Source organism: Methylobacterium brachythecii, from assembly GCF_014196345.1.
GTDB lineage: Bacteria > Pseudomonadota > Alphaproteobacteria > Rhizobiales > Beijerinckiaceae > Methylobacterium > Methylobacterium brachythecii.
On record NZ_JACIDN010000005.1, the window covers coordinates 274001 to 296407 of the forward strand.

Here is a 22407-nt window from a genome sequence, read left to right on the forward strand (position 1 = left end):
CATCATGCAGCAAAGGATCGGGACCATATGGATGCCGGCTACGCCGGTGCCCGGTGCAGCTCCGCAGACAAGTTGCCCGAATCCTGCATGGCGCCCTCGGAGACGACGAACCGACCGGAAAGGCCTCGAAATGCGTGCTGCGACCGTGATCCTGGCCTCCCTGCTCGCGCTGCCGGCGACCGCGTCGCTGAGTGCCCCCGCCAAGCCGGGATGGCTGACGGGAACCTTCGTCTACGCCAACCTCTGCACCGATCCGGATGCCGGCCGGCTGGAGGGACGGCGCGTGACATTGCGGCGCTCGCCGAACGGAAACGGCGTGCTCTACGAGGCAGCCGCGGGCGAGAAGACCGCCTCGATCCCCGCCGACGCGCTGTCCATCGACGACACGACCCAGCAGATCTCCTTCACCGTGGAAAGCACGGATGGTCCGTTACGCTTCCAGGGCACGGCGGCCGCGGACGTGCTCGCCGGAACAATCAGCGATGGCTCCAGCGAGCAGCCCCTGCGCCTGCGCCGGGTGCTTCGCTCGCACGAGCGCGAAGCCTGTCGGACCGTGCGGCAGGATCCCGACGCCACCGGTTCCGTGAACTGAACCACGGCGCCGTCTTGCCGTCTCGCCAGGGACCCGCCGGCCGGATAGACCGTCGGTCATGACCCTTCGTGCGTTCGCCAGCGGCCTCGCCCTCTGTCTCGCCATCGCCGCCCCCGCGCGGGCCGACGGCTGCGACGCGCTGACGGCCCGACTCATCCGTGGGACGGGCGCCTCGCTCGCCGGCCGCACCGGCCCGCTCGTCGTATTTCGAGCCGCCGACGCCGAACGGATGAGCCTCGATTGCGGCCCGCCGCGCCGCATGGTCTTTCGCTCCCTCGATCGGGAGCCGCCACGCTTCTATTTCGTGCTGATCGGTCTCGCCGCGAAAACGCTCGCCGGCGCCGGGGCGGACCAGGTCGAGATCCTGGCGATGAACCTTCATCAGGCGGCGTTGCTCTCGGGCGCGCCCCAGCTCGGCCGGGCCAGAGGTGCGGTCCTTCGGTGTGAGCCGGGAGACCATCTCGACGGCTCATCGGAGGGCGCGCTCTGTCGCCTGGCAGCGGACCGGCGGCCGCGGCTGAGACATGGGGCAAGCCTTTTCGCCTCGTCCGACGCGCGGTAGAGCGGGGCATGTCTCAGCTTTCCGCACCCGGTCCGGTCGTCCATGCCGGCGCCGTCGCCTTCGCCAACCACCTGCCATTCGCGCTCATTGCCGGGCCCTGCCAGCTCGAGAGTCGGGATCACGCCTTCGAGATTGCCGCGGCGCTGAAGGAGATGACCGGGCGTCTCGGGATCGGCCTCGTCTTCAAATCCTCCTTCGATAAGGCGAACCGGACCTCCGGCAGCACCGCCCGCGGCATCGGCCTCGAAGGCGCGCTGCCGATCTTTTCGGAGATCAAGGAGCGTCTCGGCCTGCCGGTGCTCACCGACGTGCACGACTCCTCGCAATGCGCTCCGGCGGCGGAGGTCGTCGACGTCCTGCAGATCCCGGCCTTCCTCTGTCGCCAGACCGACCTTCTGCTGGCCGCCGCCGCCACCGGGCGCGTCGTCAACGTGAAGAAGGGCCAGTTCCTGGCGCCGTGGGACATGGCCCATGTCGCCACGAAGGTCACCAGCGCCGGTAATCCGAACGTGATGGTCACCGAGCGCGGCGCCTCCTTCGGCTACAACACGCTCGTCTCCGATATGCGCTCGCTGCCGATCATGGCGCGGGTGACGGGTGGGGCGCCGGTGGTGTTCGACGCGACGCATTCCGTGCAGCAGCCAGGCGGACAGGGCGCGACCTCGGGCGGCCAGCGCGAATTCGTGCCGGTTCTGGCCCGGGCCGCCGTCGCGGTGGGCGTGGCCGGCCTCTTCATCGAGACGCACGAGGACCCGGACAACGCGCCCTCGGACGGACCGAACATGGTGCCGTTGAAGGCGATGCCGGCCCTGCTGGCCGAGTTGCAGGCCTTCGATCGCCTTGTGAAACAGCGCACCGACGCGTGAGAGCAGACGGCCGCATCGTCATCCTCGGTTCTGCTCAGGGCGGGTTCAGGTCGGCGAGACCACCGTGCCGAAGGCAAATCGTACAAGCTGCTGAGATGACTCAAATTTTTCGTCAGCGGCTTGGAACCTGTCAACAAGCTCGGCGTTACTGGCGCTAACGGGCTTCAACGAGGGAAGGACACAATGCGCAAACTTGCAATCATCACAGCTGTCGTAGCAACGACCATTCCGATGCTGGCAGTCACTGCCGAGGCACGCCCCGGCCGCGGATACGGCCACTACCATGGCGGCGGCTACGCCTATCGCGGCGGCTACCGCCGTGGCGGCATCGGCACCGGTGCTGCTGTCGGCCTGGGCATCGCCGGCCTCGCCGCCGGTGCGATCGCTGCCGGCGCCGCGCGCGACGCCTACTACCGCGACCGCTACTATGGCCGCCCGGCTTACGGCTATTACGACTACGGCTACTGAGCCGAACAACAGCGTGCTCAGAAAGGGCGGCCGGTTCTCACCGGTCGCCTTTTTCGTTTGTGCGGGCGCTCACCCGACGAATGCTCAGCCGGCTGAAAACGGTTGCATCACAATGGCGCCTTGACCACCTTGCGCTGCATTCAGCAGGCAGGGAGAACGCGATCATGCCGGTGATCGGTGCCGTCGTTGGGACGATCATGACAGGGCTCCTGTATTGGTTCATGTACGGGAACGGCATGCAGCAGATCGACCGCGTCCTCGGTGATCGCCGGAATCACAAGCTCAGGCTGAAGAGCGAGGCTAACTTCAAGGCCGCGCCCATCCGCTCGATCAAGAACCCGGCGGATGCCGTGGGCGTGCTCATGCAGCTCGTCGCGCTGGCCCGGGGCACGCCGACACCCGAGCAGGAGGCGGCGATCGAGCAGCAGATGCGCAACGTCGTCGAGCCGGACGACGATCTCGCAACCCGCTTGGTCTTCATCCGCCACGCAGCGAGCCAGGCGGCCGATGCCGAAACCGCCATCGACCAGCTCGCGCCGCTGTTGCGCGAAAAGCTGACTCCGTCCGAGCGCGACGACGTTGAACAGATGCTGGAGGCCGTCGCCGTCATTCACCAGGGCCCGACCGACCGGCAGGAGCGTTTGATCGCGCGCACGGTCCGGGTACTGGCCGAACAGGCCTGAGCCCGCTTCGCTAGCCGCGGCCCCGATAGGTCGGCACGCCCTGGTCGGGCAACCAGACGGATTTCAGCGGCTCGCCGGTCTGCCAGAACACGTCGATCGGAATGCCGCCGCGCGGATACCAGTAGCCGCCGATCCGCAGCCAGCGCGGCTCCAGGAACTCGGTCAGGCGTCGGCCGATGCCCACAGTGCAATCCTCGTGGAACGCGCCGTGGTTGCGGAACGAGCCGAGATAGAGCTTCAGCGACTTCGATTCGACGAGCCACTCGCCCGGCACGTAATCGATGACCAGCGTTGCGAAATCCGGTTGGCCGGTCACCGGGCAAAGCGACGTGAACTCGGGTGCGGTGAAGCGGGCGAGGTAATCCGTATCGGGATGTGGGTTCGGCACGCGGTCGAGCTGTGCGGCCTCGGGTGAAGGAGGCAACGGCGTCGACTGACCCAGTTGGCGGGCGTGAGCAGCGATGTCGTCGGTCATGGCGAACGCTATATCCGCTGCCCGTGCGAGGCGCATCTCACGAGCGCCAGTTCGAGCCCGGAAACACACCTCCGAAGGCAGGGTGAAGTCGATAAAGATAGTTCGGCTCGAGCGAAAGATTCTTCATACCCTGCGGCGCTTGCCCGCCGCTTCGGCTTGGCGGATAAGCCGCGGCGGATGATGCCGCCATCGCCGACCGCTGCCGGTCAGGCCGCGCGCGGCGCCCGACGTAAGGATGGTCCATGACCGCGATCACCAACATCGCCGCCCGCGAGATTCTCGACAGCCGCGGCAACCCCACCGTCGAGGTCGACGTGCTCCTCGAGGACGGTTCCTTCGGCCGCGCCGCGGTTCCCTCGGGAGCCTCCACGGGCGCCCATGAGGCCGTCGAGTTGCGCGATGGCGACGCGAGCCGCTTCAAGGGCAAGGGTGTGCTCAAGGCGGTCGAGGCGGTGCAGACCGAGATTCTCGACGCCATCGGCGGCATGGAGGCCGAGGATCAGGTCGCCATCGACGAGGCGATGATCGACCTCGACGGCACCCACAACAAGTCGCGCCTCGGCGCCAACGCCATCCTCGGCGTGTCGCTCGCCGTCGCCAAGGCCGCGGCCGAGACGGCCGGCCTGCCGCTCTACCGCTATGTCGGCGGCGTCCAGGGCCGCGTGCTGCCGGTGCCGATGATGAACATCGTCAATGGCGGCGCGCATGCCGACAACCCGATCGACTTCCAGGAATTCATGGTGATGCCGGTCGGCGCCTCTTCGCTCAGCGAGGCGGTGCGAATGGGCGCCGAGATCTTCCACACGCTCAAGGGCGCGCTGAAGAAGGCCGGCCACAACACCAACGTCGGCGACGAGGGCGGCTTCGCCCCGAACCTGCCCTCGGCCGAGGCCGCCCTCGACTTCGTCATGGAGTCGATCCAGGCCGCCGGGTTCAAGCCGGGCCAGGACATCGTTTTGGCGCTCGACTGCGCCGCGACCGAGTTCTTCAAGAACGGCGCTTACCATTACGAGGGCGAGGGCCAGGTCCGCTCCATCGAGCAGCAGGTGGACTATCTCGCGAAGCTCGCGAGCGCCTATCCGATCCTGTCCATCGAGGACGGCATGTCGGAGGACGACTGGCACGGCTGGAACCTGCTCACGCAGAAGATCGGCGACAGCGTCCAGCTCGTCGGAGACGACCTGTTCGTGACCAATGTCGAACGTTTGTCGCGCGGCATCAATGAGCGCACCGCCAACTCGATTCTGGTGAAGGTCAACCAGATCGGCTCGCTCACTGAGACGCTCGCCGCCGTCGATATGGCCCAGCGCGCCGGCTATACCGCGGTAATGTCGCACCGCTCCGGCGAGACCGAGGACTCGACCATCGCCGACCTCGCCGTCGCCACCAATTGCGGGCAGATCAAGACCGGCTCGCTCGCCCGCTCCGACCGGTTGGCCAAGTACAACCAGCTCATCCGCATCGAGGAGGGCCTCGGCGCGCAGGGCCGCTACGCCGGTCGCGACGCGATCAAGCAACTCGCCGGCCGCTGATCGCCCTCCAGCGCTTCTTCTGCCGATAGCCCAACGCCCGCCTCCCCGAGAAGCGGGCGTTGGTCGTTTGGAGGCAGCCATCTCGGCGCGCAGAAACGCTTTCTTCACCCTACGCGGCGATGGTCTCGTCATGGTCATCCGCCGCCGCGTCAGAGCCGTCGTCGTGCCCGCCGTCCTCTGGACGGTGTCGGCGCTCGTGGGCGGCTATTTCCTGGTGCAGGCCGAGACCGGCAACCGCGGCATGGAAGCCAAGCGGGCGCTCAAGATCCAGGCTTTCGGCCTTAGGCAGGAACTCGCGGCCGCGAATGCCGAGCGGGCGACCTGGGAGCATCGGGTCGAACTGCTGCGCTCCGAACAGATCGACCGCGACCTGCTGGAAGAGCGCGCCCGCGTCGTGCTGGGCCGCGTCCACGCCAACGATGTCGTGATCATCGATCCTTGACGATAGGCGCCATGCCGTGTGCCGTGGAGGCGCCCGGCATCATTTTGCATTTTGAATAATCTCAGGCTTCGCAGGATCGTTCCGCTTTGTCCCGGGAGGGCCGGCGCCCCGACGAAACCCTGCTGCAGATTAAGCGCGGCAGGGGGTTAGACCCTCGCTTTCCACCGCGCCGCGCTCTAGAACGCCCTCGAAACACGAGTTTCGGGAGGTCGCCGATGGCAGCAGGCAGGAATGCGAGGAAGGCCGCGTCCAAGGCGGACGCGCCCGAGCACAAGCCGGCGCCGAACATCCCGCAATTCACCAAGGACGAGGATCTCCACGCCTATCGCGAGATGCTCCTGATCCGCCGCTTCGAGGAGAAGGCGGGCCAGCTCTACGGCATGGGCCTCATCGGTGGCTTCTGCCACCTCTATATCGGCCAAGAGGCCGTCGTGGTCGGCCTTCAGATGGCTTCGACCGACGGCGACCAGGTCATCACCGGATACCGCGACCACGGCCACATGCTGGCCTGCGGCATGGACGCCAAGGGCGTCATGGCCGAGCTCACCGGCCGCCAGGGCGGCTACAGCCGCGGCAAGGGCGGCTCGATGCACATGTTCTCGCGCGAGAAGCAGTTCTTCGGCGGCCACGGCATCGTCGGCGCGCAGGTCTCGCTCGGCACCGGCCTCGCCTTCGCCGACGCCTACACGAAGAACGGCAAGGTGAGCTTCACCTATATGGGCGACGGCGCGGCCAACCAGGGCCAGGTCTACGAGAGCTTCAACATGGCGGCTCTCTGGAAGCTGCCGGTCGTCTACGTGATCGAGAACAACCGCTACGCCATGGGCACCTCGGTGGCCCGCGCCTCGGCCCAGACGGATTTCTCCAAGCGCGGCCTGTCCTTCGGCATTCCCGGCGAGCAGGTCGACGGCATGGATGTCCGCACGGTACGCGAGGCCGCGATCCGCGCCGTCGAACATGCCCGCTCGGGGCAGGGGCCCTACATCCTCGAGATGCAGACCTACCGCTACCGCGGCCACTCCATGTCCGACCCGGCCAAGTACCGGTCGAAGGACGAGGTCTCGAAGATGCGCGACGAGCACGACCCGATCGAGATGGTGCGCAAGCGCCTGATCGAGGCGCACGGCGTCTCCGAGGCGGACCTCAAGGCCAAGGACGCCGAGATCCGCGAGATCGTCAACGAATCCGCCGACTTCGCCACGAACGATCCCGAGCCCGATCCCAAGGAGCTCTGGACGGACATCCTGCTGGAGGCCCGCGCCTGAGCTCAGCTCGGCCGACCGACCAACCCACGAGACCGGATCGATAGAGCAGCGTCCATGGCGACCGACATCCTGATGCCCGCCCTCTCGCCCACCATGGAGGAGGGCAAGCTCGCCAAGTGGCTCAAGAAGGAGGGCGACGCGGTCAAGTCCGGCGACATCCTCGCCGAGATCGAGACCGACAAGGCGACCATGGAGGTCGAGGCGATCGACGAGGGCGTGCTCGCCAAGATCCTGGTCCCGGACGGCACAGAGAACGTCGCCGTCAACACGCCGATCGCGATCATCGCTGCCGAGGGCGAGGACGTCTCCGAGGCGGCAGCCGGCGGTGGCAAGCCGAAGTCGAACGGCCAGGCCGCACCGGAAGCCGAGAAGGCTCCCGCCGAAGCGAAGTCCTCTGAGGACGCGCCGAAAGCGCCCGCCGCACCCGCCACGGTGACCAGCAAGGCCTCCGAGCCCGTGACGGACGAGTTCCCGGCCGACACGCCGATGGCCTCGATGACCGTGCGCGAGGCCCTGCGCGATGCCATGGCCGAGGAGATGCGCAAGAACGAGAGCGTCTTCGTGATGGGCGAAGAGGTCGCCGAGTATCAGGGCGCCTACAAGATCACGCAGGGGCTGCTGCAGGAATTCGGCGCCCGCCGCGTCGTCGACACGCCGATCACCGAGCACGGCTTCGCCGGCATCGCGGTGGGCGCGGCCTTCTCCGGGCTGCGGCCGATCTGCGAGTTCATGACCTTCAACTTCGCCATGCAGGCGATCGACCACATCATCAACTCGGCGGCCAAGACGCTCTACATGTCCGGCGGCCAACTCGGCTGCCCAATCGTGTTCCGCGGTCCCAACGGCGCCGCCGCCCGCGTCGGCGCCCAGCACAGCCACGACTACTCGGCCTGGTACTCGAACGTGCCCGGCCTGAAGGTGGTGGCGCCCTACACGGCCGCCGATGCCAAGGGCCTGCTCAAGGCCGCGATCCGCGACCCCAACCCGGTGATCTTCCTCGAGAACGAGATCCTGTACGGCCAGAGCTTCCCGGTGCCGCAACTCGACGATTTCGTGCTGCCGATCGGCAAGGCGAAGGTCCACCGGCCGGGCAAGGACGTGACCCTCGTCTCCTTCTCCATCGGTATGACCTACGCGCTCAAGGCCGCGCAGGCGCTGGCCGAGGAGGGTATCGAAGCCGAGGTGATCGACCTGCGCACGCTGCGCCCGATGGACAGCGCCACCATCGTCGAATCCGTGAAGAAGACCGGCCGCTGCGTCACCGTGGAGGAAGGGTTCCCGCAGAGCGGCATCGGCGCCGAGATCGTGGCCCGCCTCATGGCCGACGCCTTCGACTATCTCGACGCGCCGGTGCTGCGCGTGACCGGCAAGGACGTGCCGATGCCGTATGCCGCAAACCTCGAGAAGCTCGCCCTGCCGAGCGTGGCGGAAGTGATCGAGGCGGCGAAGGCCGTTTGCTACAAGTAATGCGGGTCGTTGCCCGGCACCCCTCACATCTCTGAAGCGGAACGCAAGGCCGCATGTCATGAGCAAGGATTTCGCCGAACTCGCCATCCCCCCGGACGCCGTTGAACGAGGCGGCGTCGAGGTGCTCCGCGCCGCCGTCGTCGACGGTGCCGTGAGCTTGGCGCTCCGTCGTTCCTTCGACGATCCGGCGACCTGGGGCCGGCTGCTGATCGACCTCGCCCGTCAGGCTGCACGCACCTACGCGCTGGAGACGGACATGTCGGAGGAGGAAGCCTTCGAGCGCATTCGCGCCGGGATGGAGGCCGAGAGCCTCGACCCGGACAGCTTCAACTGACCGACCGCACGGGACCCTGGAAACGCAATGCCGATCAACGTCCTGATGCCCGCCCTGTCTCCGACCATGGAAAAGGGCAATCTCGCCAAGTGGCTCAAGAAGGAGGGCGATGCGGTCAAGTCCGGCGACGTGCTCGCCGAGATCGAGACCGACAAGGCCACCATGGAGGTCGAAGCAGTCGACGAGGGCGTGCTCGCCAAGATCGTCGTGCCCGAGGGCACCGCCGACGTGCCGGTCAATGACCTGATCGCTCTGATCGCGGGTGACGGCGAGGACCCGAAGAGCGTGAGCGCGCCGTCTGGGGACGCGCCGAAGACGAAGGAGGCTCCCGCGGCCGCGCCCGAGCCCAAGACGGCCTCCGCCGAGACCGCTCAGCCTGCCGATGCTCGGGTGAATGAGGCGCCCGAAGGCGCGAAGCCGAACGGTGCCACGCAGCCTGCTGCGCGCGCTGAGGGCGAACGGGTCTTCGCCTCACCGCTCGCACGTCGGATCGCGGCCCAGGAGGGCGTCGATCTGTTCGCAGTCAGCGGCTCCGGCCCGCGTGGCCGCATCATCGAGCGCGACGTGCGCGAGGCGGCCAAGAGCGGCACCGGCAAGGCTCCGGCGAAGGCCGCCTCCGCGAACTCGGATGCCAAGGCTGCGCCGGCCGCCAAGCCGGCTGCGGGGGGAGGGGGTGTCCAGCCCCTCGGCCTTGATCAGGTCCGCGGCTACTTCAGCAAGGATGCCTATGAGGAAGTGCCCCTCGACGGCATGCGCAAGACGATCGCGCGCCGGCTCACCGAGGCGATGCAGATCGCCCCGCACTTCTTCCTCACGGTCGACTGCCGGATCGATGCCCTGCTCGCCCTGCGCACGCAGATCAACGACAGCGCCCCCAAGGACAAGGACGGCAAGGCGGCGTTCAAGCTCTCGGTGAACGACTTCATCATCAAGGCGATGGGCCTCGCGCTGATGCGCGTGCCGGACGCCAACGCGGTCTTCGCCGAGGACCGTGTTCTGAAGTTCAACAATGCCGAGGTCGGCGTCGCGGTGGCCATCGATGGCGGCCTGTTCACCCCGGTCATTCGCAAGGCCGACCAGAAGACGCTCTCGACCATCTCCAACGAGATGAAGGATTTCGCGGCCCGCGCGCGTGCCAAGAAGCTCAAGCCCGAGGAGTACCAGGGCGGCGTTACCTCGGTGTCCAATCTCGGCATGTTCGGGATGAAGCACTTCACCGCGGTGATCAATCCTCCGCAATCCTCGATCCTGGCCGTCGGCGCCGGCGAGAAGCGCATCGTCGTCGGCAAGGACGACCAGCCGGTCGTCGCGCAGGTGATGACGGTGACGCTGTCCTGTGATCACCGCGTCATGGACGGGGCGCTGGGGGCTGAGCTGCTGTCGGCATTCCAGGGGCTGATCGAGCGTCCGATGGGGATGCTGGTGTGAGGGGCATCGCCGCTGATCCCCTCCCCCTTGCGGGGAGGGGTAGGGGTGGGGGTCCAACCGCAAGCCGGCGCCAGCTTGGAAGCCAGATGCCCTGGTCGAAGCCTCCCTCGAAGTCCATCGCTCCGAACGCAGCCAAGCACGCCAAGACGCTTCGCCGGACACTGACGGAGCCCGAGAAGCGGCTTTGGTGGCACCTCCGGCATCGTCTTCCGGTCGTAGCAACGCATTTCCGCAGGCAGGTCCCGATCGAGACTTACATTGCCGACTTCTGCTGCCTCTCCCACCGACTGATTATCGAGGTCGATGGCAATCAGCACGGCTTCGAGCGGCAGACGGCTTACGACGAACGGCGGACAGCCGCTCTCGAACGATGCGGTTATCGTGTCCTGCGTTTTTCCAATCGAGACGTGATGCGCGAGATCGACGGCGTTCTCGCAACCATCGCAACAGCGCTGGCGGTCACGTCGGCCGACACCGCCTTCTCTGGAACCACCCCCACCCCTGACCCCTCCCCGCAAGGGGGAGGGGAATCGGCGGAGCCTTGAATGTCCGACAGCTACGACGTCCTCATCATCGGTGCCGGCCCCGGCGGCTACGTCACGGCGATCCGCGCCGCACAACTCGGCTTCAAGACGGCGGTGGTCGACCGCGAGCATCTCGGCGGCATCTGCCTGAACTGGGGGTGCATCCCCACCAAGGCGCTGCTGCGCTCGGCTGAGATCTACCACTACATGCAGCATGCCGGGGATTACGGGCTCTCGGCCAAGGAGGTCACCTTCGACACGGCGGCCATCGTCAAGCGTTCGCGCGGCGTCTCAGGCCGTCTCAATGGCGGCGTCGGCATGCTGCTCAAGAAGAACAAGGTCGACGTGATCTGGGGCGAGGCGGCGATCGACGCGCCCGGCAAGGTCACCGTCAAGGAGACGAAGCGCGCCGAGGCGCCGAAAGGCGCCAAGGGTGCCGGCAGCTACCTGGCCAAGCACATCATCGTCGCCACGGGTGCCCGCCCGCGCGCGCTGCCTGGCATCGAGCCCGACAAGAAGCAGATCTGGACCTACTACGAGGCCATGGTGCCCGAGAGCATGCCGAAATCGCTGCTCGTGATGGGCTCGGGCGCCATCGGCATCGAGTTCGCCTCGTTCTACCGCACAATGGGCGCCGAGGTGACGGTGATCGAGCTGCTGCCGCAGATCCTGCCGGTGGAGGATGCCGAGATCGCCGGCCTCGCCCGCAAGCGCTTCGAGAAGCAGGGCATCAAGATCCTGACGAGCGCCAAGGTGACGAAGGTCGAGAAAGGCGCGAATTCCGTCACCGCCACGATCGAGGACGACAAGGGCAAGACGCAGCAGCTGACGGCCGAAAAGCTGATTTCGGCGGTCGGCGTCGTCGGCAACATCGACAATCTCGGCCTGGAGAAGCTCGGCGTGAAGATCGACCGCGGCATCGTCGTCACGGACGGGCTCGGGCGCACCAACGTGCCGGGCATCTACGCCATCGGCGACGTCGCCGGCCCGCCGATGCTGGCCCACAAGGCAGAGCACGAGGGCGTCATCTGCATCGAGACCATCAAGGGCCTGCACACCCATCCGATGGACAAGGCCAAGATCCCGGGCTGCACCTATTGCCAGCCGCAGATCGCCAGTGTGGGCCTCACCGAGGCCAAGGCCAAGGAAAAGGGTTTTTCCGTGAAGGTCGGCCGCTTCCCCTTCGCCGGCAACGGCAAGGCCATCGCGCTCGGCGAGCCGGATGGGCTGATCAAGACGGTGTTCGACGCCAAGACCGGCCAGCTCCTCGGCGCGCACATGGTCGGCGCGGAAGTCACCGAGCTGATCCAGGGCTACGTCGTGGCCATGAACCTGGAGACCACCGAGGAAGAGCTGATGCACACGGTCTTCCCGCATCCGACGCTCAGCGAGATGATGCACGAGAGCGTGCTGGATGCGTACGGCAAGGTGATCCACAGCTGAGACCCGGGCCGGATCTCAGGCACGTCGTCTGTCGAAACGGCCGGGCGGCGTCGCGCCGTCAGGCGAAAGCGGCCGGACGCACCGAGCGGATCAGGCGGAAGAACGCGCCCTTCGCGCGGCCCGTGCTGCGGCCATCCTCGGCAGCCGATGGTTCGGCCTCCGCCGTGTCGGTGTCGACCAGATCGTCCTGACGATACTGCGCGAGCGCATCCGCCACGATGTCCGGAATCGGGTGGTCGCATTCTTCGAGAAGGAGCGATGCCTTTTCGAGTGCATCGCCCTTTTCGGGGCAGAACGCACCGCTCGCGAGTCCCTCCGTCAGCAGCTGATCGGCCAAAGTCGATGCCAGCGAACTGACCGTCGCGAGACGGCTCTGCTGAATATCAATCTCCACCGGCCCACCTCTCCTTACGCGAACTCTGCGGCCTCCAGCCAAAAAGTCGTCCAAAACGAAATCCAGCGGCAGCAACGCCAAAGACTCACGAGTCAATCACGACAATTGTTGGGCATCATCCAGAATCTCTGCGGGCCGGCGGATATGTTTCCACCGGCCCGCAGAGTCATGGACGTTACTGCCGTTACGCAGGCGAGGTTTATTGGCCCTGGGGCTGACCCTGCTGGCCGCCCTGCTGCTTGTCTTTCTTGTTGGCCTCGTGATGCCCGATGGCGCAACCGGCAGCGGCGCCCGCCTTGCCGTGGCCGGCCATGTGACCGGCGACACCGCCGACGACCGCACCCTTGAGGCAGCCCTTCGCCTCGGCCGAGGTCCCGGCGAGAGCCAGGGCGGCGAGGGCGGTGAGTACGGTGAGAGAACGCGTCATCGCTGAAACTCCTTGCGATCGATGTGCTCCCTAACTGCTCAGCCGCGGCAGCGTTCCGTCACGATGAGCGTCGCAGCACCGGGATCGGACAGCGCTTTAGTGGCGCGTCTCTTCGTCGGAATCCGGCACCGGTTCGGCCACCAGTGCATCGATCAGCGGGAATTCCAGCACCACGGTCTCGCTGTCGTCCGTCACGAAGAGGACGGCCTGGAACAGGGCAGGGTCGCTTTCGGCGCCTTGGAGGAGCTGAAGGGCCAGCACCCGCGCTGCCGCCCAGGCGGCATCGGGATCAGCCAATTCGCGGCCATCGGGGTCGACGATCACGTCGTCGTCGATATGGGTGTGGAAGAAGTAGCGGGGCATGGCGATCAGCGCTTCTTGCCGAGTTCGGCCGCGATGTCCTTCGTCATGCGGCCGACCTTGCGATGCGCGGTTGTGATCTGATCCTGGGTCACGCCCCACCGCTTCATCCAGTATTCGACGGCCTTGCGTTCGGAGAGGTCGAGACGCTCCTTGTCGATGAAGCCGCGCTTGTCCTTAAGGCCCGCCATGATCGCTCCTGTGAGACCCCGGATGTCGGTGCCGGAGGAGGGGAGGTCAAGCGCCAGTATGTCGGTCGTTTCGCGATGGGCCGGAGACGGGTCATCGTCCCCGAGAATTTCGGCGATCGGACGGAACGCGCGGCCGCTTTACAGCTTAACCATTCATCAAGACGACGATGGAGCAGGTGATGGGCGGGGAGCTGGTGGTCTTCGTTTTGGCGGCAGCGACCTTCGCGGGCTTCGTGTTCGGCGGCGACTTGCTGAAGCCCGACGCGCGTCACTGACCTTCGCTCCACACGGCGGCCGGTTGTCAGGCTCGCTGGCGTCGGCATAGAGGGGCGTGCAGGAGGCCCGCATGTCCCGTCACACCGAGTTCGCGGTGCGCCAGTCGATCGTCGACGCCGCCCGCTCCATGAACGGGCTCGGCATCAATCACGGAACGTCCGGCAACGTCTCGGTCCGCTGGGGCGACGGGCTGCTGATCACGCCGTCCGGCCTGCCCTACGAGCAGATGAGCGCCGACGACGTCGTCTTCGTCGCAATGGACGGCTCCTTCGATCACCCGCTGGTGCCATCGAGCGAATGGCGCATCCACCGCGACATCCTGGAGCGGCGCCCGGACGTGAACGCGGTCGTCCACGCGCATCCGATCCACTGCACGGCCTTCGCCATGTGCCGGCAGGACATCCCGGCCGTGCACTACATGATCGCCGCGGCCGGCGGCCCGACGATCCGGTGCAGCGGCTACGCCACCTTCGGCACGCCGGAGCTTTCGGAGTTGGCACTGGAGGCGCTGGAGGGCAGGGCCTGCTGCCTGCTCGCCAATCACGGCATGATCGCAACCGGACCGGGGCTCGCGAAGGCGCTCTGGCTTGCCGTGGAGTTGGAGACGCTCTGCCGGCAATACGCGGTGGCGCTGCAGGTCGGCACCCCGCACGTGCTGTCGGACGACGAGATCGCGCGCAACGTCGAGAAGTTCAAGAGTTACGGGCTGCGGCCGAAGGCTTCGGAGTAGCGCGCTCCACCCCGAACGCCCGTCATTCCGGGGCTCGCCACCGGCGAGAACCCGGAATCCACCCGTGATGCAACGCGGCGGCACAGGTTCTGCCCAGTCGCGGATTCCGGGTTCCGCTTCGCGGCCCCGGAATGACGGGGCCGTATTGGATCGGGGGTACGTGCCTCACCACAACACCGCATGCGGATAGAACCCGACCGTGTCCCCCTCGCAGACCACCGGTGCGCCGTCGGGAAGCTCCGCCAGGCCGTCGCTCTCGGTGAGGGAGGTCAGCATGCCCGTCCCGTCCTTCGGGAATTTTCTGGCCTCGATCACGCCATCCGACCCAAGCCCCAGGCTGACTCGTAAAAACTCGCGGCGGCCAACGCGCTTGCGGAAGGTGAAGGCCGACCGCACCGGCTGGGGTTTGGGTGGAACGAAGCTCTCTCCGGTGAGCCGGGCGATCAGCGGGCGCACCACGAAGAGCAGCGTGACATAGGTCGCCACCGGATTGCCCGGCAGACCGACGAAGGGCTTGTGGTCGATGAGCCCCATGGCCACCGGCCGGCCGGGGCGGATGGCGAGGCGCCAGAACACCAACTGACCCACAGCCTCGACCGCCGCCTTGACGTGGTCTTCCTCGCCGACGGAAGCGCCGCCCGAGGTGAGGATCAGGTCATGCCCCGCGGCGGCTTCGGCCAATCGCCTGGAGAGCGTGGCCGGATCGTCGCGCAGGATGCCGAGATCGTCGACCTCGACCCCGATACGCCGCATCAGCGCAGCGAGCATCACCCGGTTCGAATCGCGGATCGCGCCGGGCCGCAGGGGCGAGCCCGGCTCGGTCAGTTCGTCGCCGGTCGAGAACAGGGCGACTCGCAAGCGGCGGCGCACGGAGAGCGCATCGCGGCCGACGGCGGCGGCGAGCGCGAGATCCTGCGGCCTGAGGCGGCGTCCCGCCGGAATGACGAGGCCTCCGCTTGAGACATCCTCGCCGGCACGCCGGCAATTGGCGCCCGGTTTCAGCCCCGGCGGCAGCACGACCCGGCCATTCTCGACGCGCACGTCTTCCTGCATGAACACGGTGTCGGCATCGTGCGGCATCGGTGCGCCGGTGAAGATGCGGACAACGCCGTCGCCGGCCGAAACGCCCTCGGGAGCGGCGCCGGCAGCGAGTCTCGCCCGGAGCGGCAGCACCGTCTCGCGATCGGGATTTAGCAGGGTGTGGCGCAGGGCGTAGCCGTCGACCGCGGCGTTGTCGAACGGAGGCAGGTCGCCAGCAGCGCGGACGTCCTCGGCGCTGATACGACCGTCGGCCAGCCCGAGCGCGACGGTCTCGCTGCCGACGGTGACCGAGACGCGCCGTTCGATCAGCGCGACGGCGTCCTCAACCGCCATGGGCGCTTCGCCGACGGCGAAGCAATCGTCACTCAACTGGGCCATGCTGCCTTGCGCGGATCCCGAGCCATTGCCGCCACGGCGAAAACAGCTTTCACCGGAGCCCGCACGGTATCGGCGATGCCGTCGGCGCAGTCGAGACCGGACATGAGAAAGGCCCGACCGTGCGAGGGTCGGGCCTTTGGCAGGGTCCACGCTTTCGAGTTCAAGGGTTCCTCGTCAAGATCGGGCCACCATCCCGGACCATCAGGTCCGCTCAGGCGGCACTCGCCCTCTCGAAAGCCTCATCCCTGTCGGTGATCATTCGGCGGATCGTCCGCGTCACCTTCATCGGTGCGCGGCGTGGAGAGAACTACGGCGTAACGCATGCGCGAGCCTCCTTTCTCCGATCCATTTCGTCGCCTTCCGGCCAGTGGCCTGCGATGGCGATGAGGGATGCTAGGCCCGGATTTGGGGTGTTGGCAAGCGTAGCCGACAGAATAAAAACTGATCTCAGCCTGCGGTGGAATCGTACGGCTAACGAACCGCCAACCGTCGGCAGTAGGCCCCGTCCCGGGCTGCTGCGAACGCACGGCGGCTACGAGATCAGGTCGAGCTTCAACGTCTCGACGATCCTGGCGCGGAGCTGGTCGGGGAGGGACGCGTAGTCCGGATAACCCGCCTCGCGCGCCATCGCGTCGAGGGCCGTCTTCTCGTCATGCGCGCTGCCGGTCCAAAGGATGGCGCCGCTTGTCTTCTGCTTGATCTGGAAAATGCTCATCGTGCACCGTCCGGATAGTCGACGATCAAGACAGTCCAACGTCCGGCGCCCATGCAAGTTGCACAGCAACATCGCGATGACGCGCGAAATGCCGGCGCGGTCGTGATAGCGTCATCCTTGCGGCCAGCCCCGACACCGTCGCGCCATGAAATCGCCGGTCTGGAGCGGGACGAGGGATTCGGGCGCTCACGCGTCCGCGAGCATGGCGTGTCGATGACCCAGACCCGATTTCTTCCCGTGTTGACGGCCGCCCTTCTGGCTGGCGCCTGCATCTCCGTGCGCGCCGCCGAGCCGGCCTCCGTGCCGGACCCGGCCTCGCTGCTGCCGGCCGTGAGCGTCGTGCCCGCCGAGACTCGGGAGATCGTCGAGCAGGCGGTCGTCACCGGCACGCTGGTGCCGCGCGACGAGATCCTGGTGGCGCCCGAGGTCGAGGGCCTGCGCATCACCGAGCTTCTGGTGGAGGAGGGCGACCGGGTCGCCACGGGGCAGGTGCTGGCGCGCCTGTCCACCGAGATGATCGCGACGCAGGAGGCCTCCAACCAGGCGGCGATCGCGCGTGCCGAGGCCGCCATCGTCCAGGCACGCAGCCAGATCACGCAGGCCGAAGCCGCCAACCTGGAGGCCAAGCAGGCACTGGAGCGCGCGCAGGCACTGGTGAAGACCGGCAACGCTACCGCCGTGACCCTCGAGCAGCGCGTTTCGACGGCACAGGGCGCCGAGGGCAAGCTCGCATCGGCCAAGGGCGGCCTCGATTCCGCCAAGGCCGACCTCGCCACAGCCAAGGCCCAGGCCAACGAGATCGCCCTGCGGCGGGCCCGCACCGAGATCCGCGCTCCGGAGGGCGGCATCGTCAATCGCCGCACGGCGCGCCTCGGCGCTACCGCGACGGCCGTCGGCGAGCCGCTGTTCCGCCTGATCGCGCGGGGCGAGATCGAGCTGGAGGGCGACGTGCCGGAGACGGCCCTGCCGCGCCTCCAGGAGGGCAATCCGGCTCGGCTCGACATCGACGAGACCCACAGCCTCGATGGCCGCGTGCGCCGGATCTATCCGGAGGTCGACCGCATGACCCGGCTCGGAAAGGTCCGCATCTCGCTCAAAGCCGATCCGGCGCTCCATATCGGCGCCTTCGCCCGCGGCAAGGTCGAGGTCGCGCGCCGCAAGGGCGTCGCCGTCCCGCTCGCCGCCGTGCTCTACGCGGCCGACGGCACGGCCAGCGTGCTCGTCGCCAAGGATGGGCAGGTCCGCGCCCGCAAGGTCGAGACCGGCCTCTCCGCCGAGGGGTTCACCGAGCTCAGTACCGGCGTGTCGAAGGACGAGTTCGTGGTCGCCCGGGCCGGTTCGTTCCTTCGCGACGGCGACCGGATCCGCGCTGTTCCGCCGAAGGCCGATCAGGCCTCGGCCGAGTCCCGCTGAGGAGCCGAACGATGCGCCTCAACGTCTCGGCCTGGGCAATCCGAAAGCCGATCCCGTCGCTCGTGCTGTTCATGGTGCTGATGGTGCTCGGCCTGGTGAGCTTCCGCTCGCTGCCGATCACCCGTTTCCCGAACATCGACATCCCGATCGTCTCGGTGACGATCACGCAATCCGGCGCCGCGCCGTCCGAGCTTCAGACCCAGGTCACGAAATGGGTCGAGGACGCGGTCTCGGGGGTGAAGGGCGTCAAGCACGTCATCTCGAACATCTCCGAAGGCATCTCGGCGACCACGATCGAGTTCCGCCTGGAGGTGAACCAGGATCGCGCCGTCAACGACGTGAAGGAGGCGATCAACAAGATCAGGATCAACCTTCCGCGAACCATCGACGAGCCGCTGATCCAGCGCGTCGAGATCGCCGGCCTGCCGATCATGATCTACGGCGCTTCGGCACCCGCCATGACGCCGGAGGACCTGTCCTGGTACGTCGACGACGTCGTCGCGCGGCAGGTTCAGGGCGTGAAGGGCGTCGGTGGTGTCGAGCGCCTCGGCGGCGTGGCCCGCGAGATCCGCATCACCCTGAAGCCCGACCGGCTGCTGGCGCTCGGCATCACCGCAGCCGACGTGAACAAGCAGGTCCGCATGACCTCCGCCGACATGGCGGGTGGTCGCGGCGAGCTCGCCGGCGGAGAGCAGTCGATCCGGCTGCTCGGCGGCTCGGCGAGCCTCGACACGCTCGGTGCGACCTCGATCGTGCTGCCGGGCGGCCGCAAGGTCCGGCTCGACGAACTCGCGACGCTGGTCGACAGCTTCGAGGAGCCGCGCACTTTTGCCCGCTTCAACGGCGAGCCGGTGGTCGCCTTCGCGATCTCGCGCTCGAACGGGGCCAGCGACGCCGAGGTCTCGGTGGCCGTGGCGAAGAAGATCGCCGAGCTGCACGAGGCCAATCCGGGCGTGCATTTCGACGTGATCGACACCAGCGTCACCGGGACGATCGGCAATTACCACTCGGCGATGATGGGCCTGATCGAGGGGTCTCTGCTCGCCATCGTGGTGGTGTTCCTGTTCCTGCGCGACTGGCGCGCGACGCTCATTGCGGCGATCGCCCTGCCGCTCTCCGTGCTGCCGACCTTCTGGGTGATGAGCGCGCTCGGCTTCTCGCTGAACGCCGTCAGCCTGCTCGCCATCACGCTGGTGACCGGCATCCTGGTCGACGACGCCATCGTCGAGATCGAGAACATCGTCCGACACATGCGGATGGGTAAGTCGCCGTTCCGTGCGGCGCTCGAGGCGGCGGACGAGATCGGCCTCGCGGTCATCGCGATCACCGCGACGATCATCGCGATCTTCGCGCCGGTCTCCTTCATGCCCGGCATCGCTGGTCAGTATTTCAAGCAGTTCGGCATGACGATCGCCGCGGCAGTGTTCATGTCGCTGCTGGTCGCGCGGCTGATCACGCCGCTGCTCGCCGCGTATTTCCTCCGCGACCATGGCCACGAAGAAAAAGAAGGCCCGGTGCTGCGCGCCTATGCCCGCGTCGTCGCCTGGTCCGTGCGCCACAAGTACATCACGCTCGTCCTCGGCATCGCCTGCTTCGCCGGCTCGATCCTATCGGCCGGGCTGCTGCCTGCCGGCTTCATCCCGGCGGAGGATGCGGCCCGCACGATGTTCGTGGTGGAACTGCCGCCCGGCGCGCGCCTCGACGACACCAAGACGATCACCGACGGTATCGTCGAGACCATCCGCAAGATGCCCGAGGTCCGCTCGGTCTTCGTCGATGGTGGTCGCCAGCTTCCCGGCAAGAAGGAAGTCAGGCTCGCGAGCCTGACCATCAACCTGACGCCGAAGAACGAACGCCACCTCACGCAGAAGCAGATCGACCTGAAGGTCTCGGACATCCTGCGGCAGGTACCCGACATCCGATTCTGGTCCCTGAAGGAGGGCGGCCAGCGCGAATTCGCGCTCATTGTCTCCGGCAACGACTACCCGGCCGTGGCCGACGTCGCCGCGCGCCTCCAGCGAGAGGCGGCAGGCGTGCCCCACCTCGTCAACGTGATGTCGACGGCGCCCCTCGACCGCACCGAGATCCGCATCACGCCGAAGCCCGGCGTCGCGGCCGATCTCGGCGTCTCGACCGAGCTGATCGCGGATACCGTCCGCGTCGGCACGATCGGCGACATCGCGGCGAACCTCGCCAAGTTCAACGCCAAGGACCGCCAGGTGCCGATCCGCGTGCAGCTCCCGGACGCTGCCCGCGGAAAGCTCTCCGAGCTGGAATCGCTGAAGGTGCCGGTGAAGGCCGGCGCCGCGGTGCCGCTCTCCACGGTCGCCGACATCACCCTCGGGCGCGGCCCCACCGCGGTCGACCGCTACGACCGCGCCATCCGCGTCGCCATCGAGGCCGACCTGCAGGGCTCGGACGCGCTGAGCGCCCTGATCGGCCAGGTGATGGCGCTGCCCGCCGCCAAGAACCTGCCGCCGGGCGTCACCATCAAGCAGACGGGCGACGCCGAGATCATGGGCGAGGTCTTCGAGGGCTTCGCCATGGCCATGGGCGCCGGCCTGATGATGGTGTTCGGCGTGCTGGTGCTGCTGTTCGGTAACTTCCTACAGCCGCTCACCATCCTGTTCTCGCTGCCGCTCTCGATCGGCGGCGCGATCCTCGGCCTGCTGATCATGAACATGCCGATCTCGATGCCCGTGGTGATCGGCATCCTGATGCTGATGGGCGTCGTCACCAAGAACGCGATCATGCTCATCGACTTCGCGGTCGAGGAGATGGCGCGCGGCGTCGACCGGATCACCGCGATCGTCGATGCCGGCCGCAAGCGCGCCCGGCCGATCGTGATGACCACCATCGCCATGGCCGCGGGCATGGTGCCCTCGGCGATGGCGCTCGGCATCGGCGGCGAGTTCCGCGCGCCGATGGCGGTGGCGGTGATCGGCGGCCTGATCGTCTCGACCGGCCTGTCGCTGATCTTCGTGCCGGCGATCTTCATCCTGGTCGACGACCTGTCTCGGCTCTTCGTGCGGCTGTTCAGCCGCTTCGTCGGCGAGCGCGACGATCCGGAGGACGAGGTGGGCTTCTATCCGCCGGGCCATGCAGCGAACGAGGCCGGGGTCTACGGCCCTCGCGTGGCCGCGGAGTAGGCAAGGGGACTTGACGCCGCATTTGAGTCGGCGTCCGTTGAGTCTTCATAAACCATCGCGGGTTAATCCTGCGGGCCTCCCCTTGCGGATCCGACGTTCCGTCCAGGCTCCGGGGCCACTGGGCGTATGACGGCCCCATGCACGAAGCGAGTGTCCTTCTGGTCTCGGACCGCCGTGAGCGGGCGGACAGGCTTGCCAGCGCGATCGGGCTGATCCGTCCGTGCCAAGTGATCGAGCCGGGCCGGGCGCTGCCGTCCCAGCCGCCGCTCGCCTTTCTCGTCGACCTCGTGGAAGGGCTACCCAACACCGGCTGGGGCGAAACGCTCGCCAAGCGTACGCGCCTCGATGCCGTGCCGTGCCTCTATGTCGCCCGCCATGGCGAGAGCGTCGGCGGTCCCGAGGCTCGCCGCTTCGGGTCTCCGACGGTCATCCCCGCGGGAGCGCGCTCGGCCGGGATCGTCCCGACGCTGCTGAAGCTCATCGACGAGGCCCAATCGTCGAACGCGACCAGCCTTCGCCTCGGCAAACGCGTCGAAACCGCCACCTCCCTCGTCTCCGGCCTGTTCGACGCGGCCGTCTCCGGCCGCCCGCCGAGCGTGGCGGACGCGGAGGAGGGCACCGAGATCGTGCTCGTCGCTGTGTCCGAGGCCGGCATCGGCGCCTGGCTGGACCGCCTGCGCAGGCACCATATCGGCGTCTACGAGCATTCACTCAGCGTGGCGGGCTTCGCCGCGGCCTTCGCCGCCGAGCTCGGCCTCGGCCGTCGCGACCGCCATCGCCTCGCACAAGCCGCCCTGCTGCACGACATCGGCAAGGCCCACACCCCGGCGGCGATCCTCGACAAGCCCGGCCCCCTAACGCCCGACGAGATGCGCGTGATGCGCGAGCACCCGTCGATCGGGGCCGATCTGCTCGCGCTGGACGGTGCCTATGACTCTGCCATCCTCGACGTGGTCCGCCACCACCACGAGCGCCTCGACGGCAGCGGCTATCCCGACGGCCTGAAGGGCGCCGATATCGGCGACCTCGTGCGCCTCGTGGCGATCTGCGACGTGCATTCGGCCCTCACCGAGCGCCGCGCCTACCGCCCCGCCCTCTCCGGCAGTGAGGCCCGGCGCATCATGGAGGGCATGGCCGGCCAGCTCGATGCCGACCTGCTGCGCGCCTACGTGCCCGTGATCCTCCGGGCAGACGGCGAGCGTCCCGCGGCACCTGCACCGATCGCGCAAACCGTTTCGTAAGGATCGCAGAC

General features: G+C 67.5%; 24 protein-coding genes. 17 read left to right on the forward strand and 7 right to left on the reverse strand.

What is annotated here, in order from left to right:
* Positions 1–130 precede the first annotated feature (130 nt).
* The 5 genes from GGR33_RS14905 (at position 131) to GGR33_RS14925 (ending at position 3171) form a co-directional block, all read left to right on the forward strand.
* Positions 131–592, forward strand: coding sequence for a hypothetical protein (locus tag GGR33_RS14905; protein ID WP_183506534.1), 462 nt, complete (start codon positions 131–133; stop codon positions 590–592).
* Between the two features lie 58 nt (positions 593–650).
* Complete coding sequence (locus GGR33_RS14910; protein WP_183506535.1) at positions 651–1154, forward strand: hypothetical protein; 504 nt, start codon at positions 651–653, stop codon at positions 1152–1154.
* An 8-nt stretch (positions 1155–1162) separates the two neighbouring features.
* Positions 1163–2020 (forward strand): 3-deoxy-8-phosphooctulonate synthase, encoded by an 858-nt coding sequence (gene kdsA, locus GGR33_RS14915; RefSeq protein ID WP_183506537.1) that lies wholly within the window; start codon positions 1163–1165, stop codon positions 2018–2020.
* A 183-nt stretch (positions 2021–2203) separates the two neighbouring features.
* Positions 2204–2488: a hypothetical protein gene (locus tag GGR33_RS14920; protein ID WP_183506539.1), complete on the forward strand. Its 285-nt coding sequence runs from the start codon at positions 2204–2206 to the stop codon at positions 2486–2488.
* 80 nt (positions 2489–2568) lie between these two features.
* Positions 2569–3171, forward strand: coding sequence for a tellurite resistance TerB family protein (locus GGR33_RS14925; protein ID WP_246413157.1), 603 nt, complete (start codon positions 2569–2571; stop codon positions 3169–3171).
* A gap of 10 nt (positions 3172–3181) precedes the next feature.
* On the opposite strand, the gene queF is transcribed toward GGR33_RS14925, so the two are convergent.
* Entirely contained in the window at positions 3182–3646 is a 465-nt protein-coding gene (queF, locus tag GGR33_RS14930) for a preQ(1) synthase (protein WP_183506541.1), read from the reverse strand.
* A 242-nt stretch (positions 3647–3888) separates the two neighbouring features.
* Between queF and eno the strand changes: the two genes are divergently transcribed.
* The 8 genes from eno (at position 3889) to lpdA (ending at position 12081) form a co-directional block, all read left to right on the forward strand.
* On the forward strand, positions 3889–5178 hold the full coding sequence (gene eno / locus GGR33_RS14935) for a phosphopyruvate hydratase (protein ID WP_183506543.1): 1290 nt from the start codon (positions 3889–3891) through the stop codon (positions 5176–5178).
* Positions 5179–5308: 130 nt separating this feature from the next.
* On the forward strand, positions 5309–5620 hold the full coding sequence (locus GGR33_RS14940; RefSeq protein ID WP_183506544.1) for an FtsB family cell division protein: 312 nt from the start codon (positions 5309–5311) through the stop codon (positions 5618–5620).
* A 215-nt stretch (positions 5621–5835) separates the two neighbouring features.
* Positions 5836–6885, forward strand: a complete 1050-nt coding sequence (gene pdhA / locus GGR33_RS14945; RefSeq protein ID WP_183506545.1) for a pyruvate dehydrogenase (acetyl-transferring) E1 component subunit alpha — start codon at positions 5836–5838, stop codon at positions 6883–6885.
* A gap of 54 nt (positions 6886–6939) precedes the next feature.
* Positions 6940–8352: a pyruvate dehydrogenase complex E1 component subunit beta gene (locus GGR33_RS14950; protein ID WP_183506547.1), complete on the forward strand. Its 1413-nt coding sequence runs from the start codon at positions 6940–6942 to the stop codon at positions 8350–8352.
* A gap of 58 nt (positions 8353–8410) precedes the next feature.
* On the forward strand, positions 8411–8686 hold the full coding sequence (locus GGR33_RS14955; RefSeq protein WP_183506549.1) for a DUF5076 domain-containing protein: 276 nt from the start codon (positions 8411–8413) through the stop codon (positions 8684–8686).
* 27 nt (positions 8687–8713) lie between these two features.
* Complete coding sequence (locus GGR33_RS14960) at positions 8714–10114, forward strand: pyruvate dehydrogenase complex dihydrolipoamide acetyltransferase (RefSeq protein WP_183506551.1); 1401 nt, start codon at positions 8714–8716, stop codon at positions 10112–10114.
* 86 nt (positions 10115–10200) lie between these two features.
* The gene (locus GGR33_RS14965) at positions 10201–10659 is read left to right on the forward strand and encodes an endonuclease domain-containing protein (protein WP_183506553.1); all 459 of its coding nucleotides are present in this window, start codon (positions 10201–10203) and stop codon (positions 10657–10659) included.
* Entirely contained in the window at positions 10660–12081 is a 1422-nt protein-coding gene (gene lpdA / locus GGR33_RS14970; protein WP_183506556.1) for a dihydrolipoyl dehydrogenase, read from the forward strand. It abuts the gene before it with no gap.
* A gap of 58 nt (positions 12082–12139) precedes the next feature.
* Here the strand turns inward: lpdA and GGR33_RS14975 are convergent, their stop codons facing one another.
* From GGR33_RS14975 to GGR33_RS14990, 4 genes are all read right to left on the reverse strand, one after another.
* Positions 12140–12550, reverse strand: coding sequence for a hypothetical protein (locus tag GGR33_RS14975; RefSeq protein WP_183506558.1), 411 nt, complete (start codon positions 12548–12550; stop codon positions 12140–12142).
* A gap of 124 nt (positions 12551–12674) precedes the next feature.
* Entirely contained in the window at positions 12675–12902 is a 228-nt protein-coding gene (locus tag GGR33_RS14980; RefSeq protein ID WP_183506559.1) for a hypothetical protein, read from the reverse strand.
* A gap of 96 nt (positions 12903–12998) precedes the next feature.
* Positions 12999–13265 (reverse strand): DUF6894 family protein, encoded by a 267-nt coding sequence (locus GGR33_RS14985; protein ID WP_183506561.1) that lies wholly within the window; start codon positions 13263–13265, stop codon positions 12999–13001.
* 5 nt (positions 13266–13270) lie between these two features.
* Positions 13271–13453, reverse strand: a complete 183-nt coding sequence (locus GGR33_RS14990) for a DUF3606 domain-containing protein (protein WP_183506563.1) — start codon at positions 13451–13453, stop codon at positions 13271–13273.
* A gap of 346 nt (positions 13454–13799) precedes the next feature.
* Between GGR33_RS14990 and GGR33_RS14995 the strand changes: the two genes are divergently transcribed.
* Entirely contained in the window at positions 13800–14459 is a 660-nt protein-coding gene (locus GGR33_RS14995; RefSeq protein ID WP_183506565.1) for a class II aldolase/adducin family protein, read from the forward strand.
* A gap of 165 nt (positions 14460–14624) precedes the next feature.
* Here the strand turns inward: GGR33_RS14995 and GGR33_RS15000 are convergent, their stop codons facing one another.
* Entirely contained in the window at positions 14625–15878 is a 1254-nt protein-coding gene (locus tag GGR33_RS15000) for a molybdopterin molybdotransferase MoeA (RefSeq protein WP_183506567.1), read from the reverse strand.
* Between the two features lie 532 nt (positions 15879–16410).
* Entirely contained in the window at positions 16411–16593 is a 183-nt protein-coding gene (locus GGR33_RS15005; RefSeq protein WP_183506569.1) for a hypothetical protein, read from the reverse strand.
* A 213-nt stretch (positions 16594–16806) separates the two neighbouring features.
* Between GGR33_RS15005 and GGR33_RS15010 the strand changes: the two genes are divergently transcribed.
* The 3 genes from GGR33_RS15010 (at position 16807) to GGR33_RS15020 (ending at position 22396) form a co-directional block, all read left to right on the forward strand.
* Positions 16807–18006: an efflux RND transporter periplasmic adaptor subunit gene (locus GGR33_RS15010; protein WP_183506571.1), complete on the forward strand. Its 1200-nt coding sequence runs from the start codon at positions 16807–16809 to the stop codon at positions 18004–18006.
* 11 nt (positions 18007–18017) lie between these two features.
* Complete coding sequence (locus tag GGR33_RS15015; protein WP_183506573.1) at positions 18018–21155, forward strand: efflux RND transporter permease subunit; 3138 nt, start codon at positions 18018–18020, stop codon at positions 21153–21155.
* A gap of 137 nt (positions 21156–21292) precedes the next feature.
* Entirely contained in the window at positions 21293–22396 is a 1104-nt protein-coding gene (locus tag GGR33_RS15020; protein WP_183506575.1) for an HD-GYP domain-containing protein, read from the forward strand.
* Positions 22397–22407 lie beyond the last annotated feature (11 nt).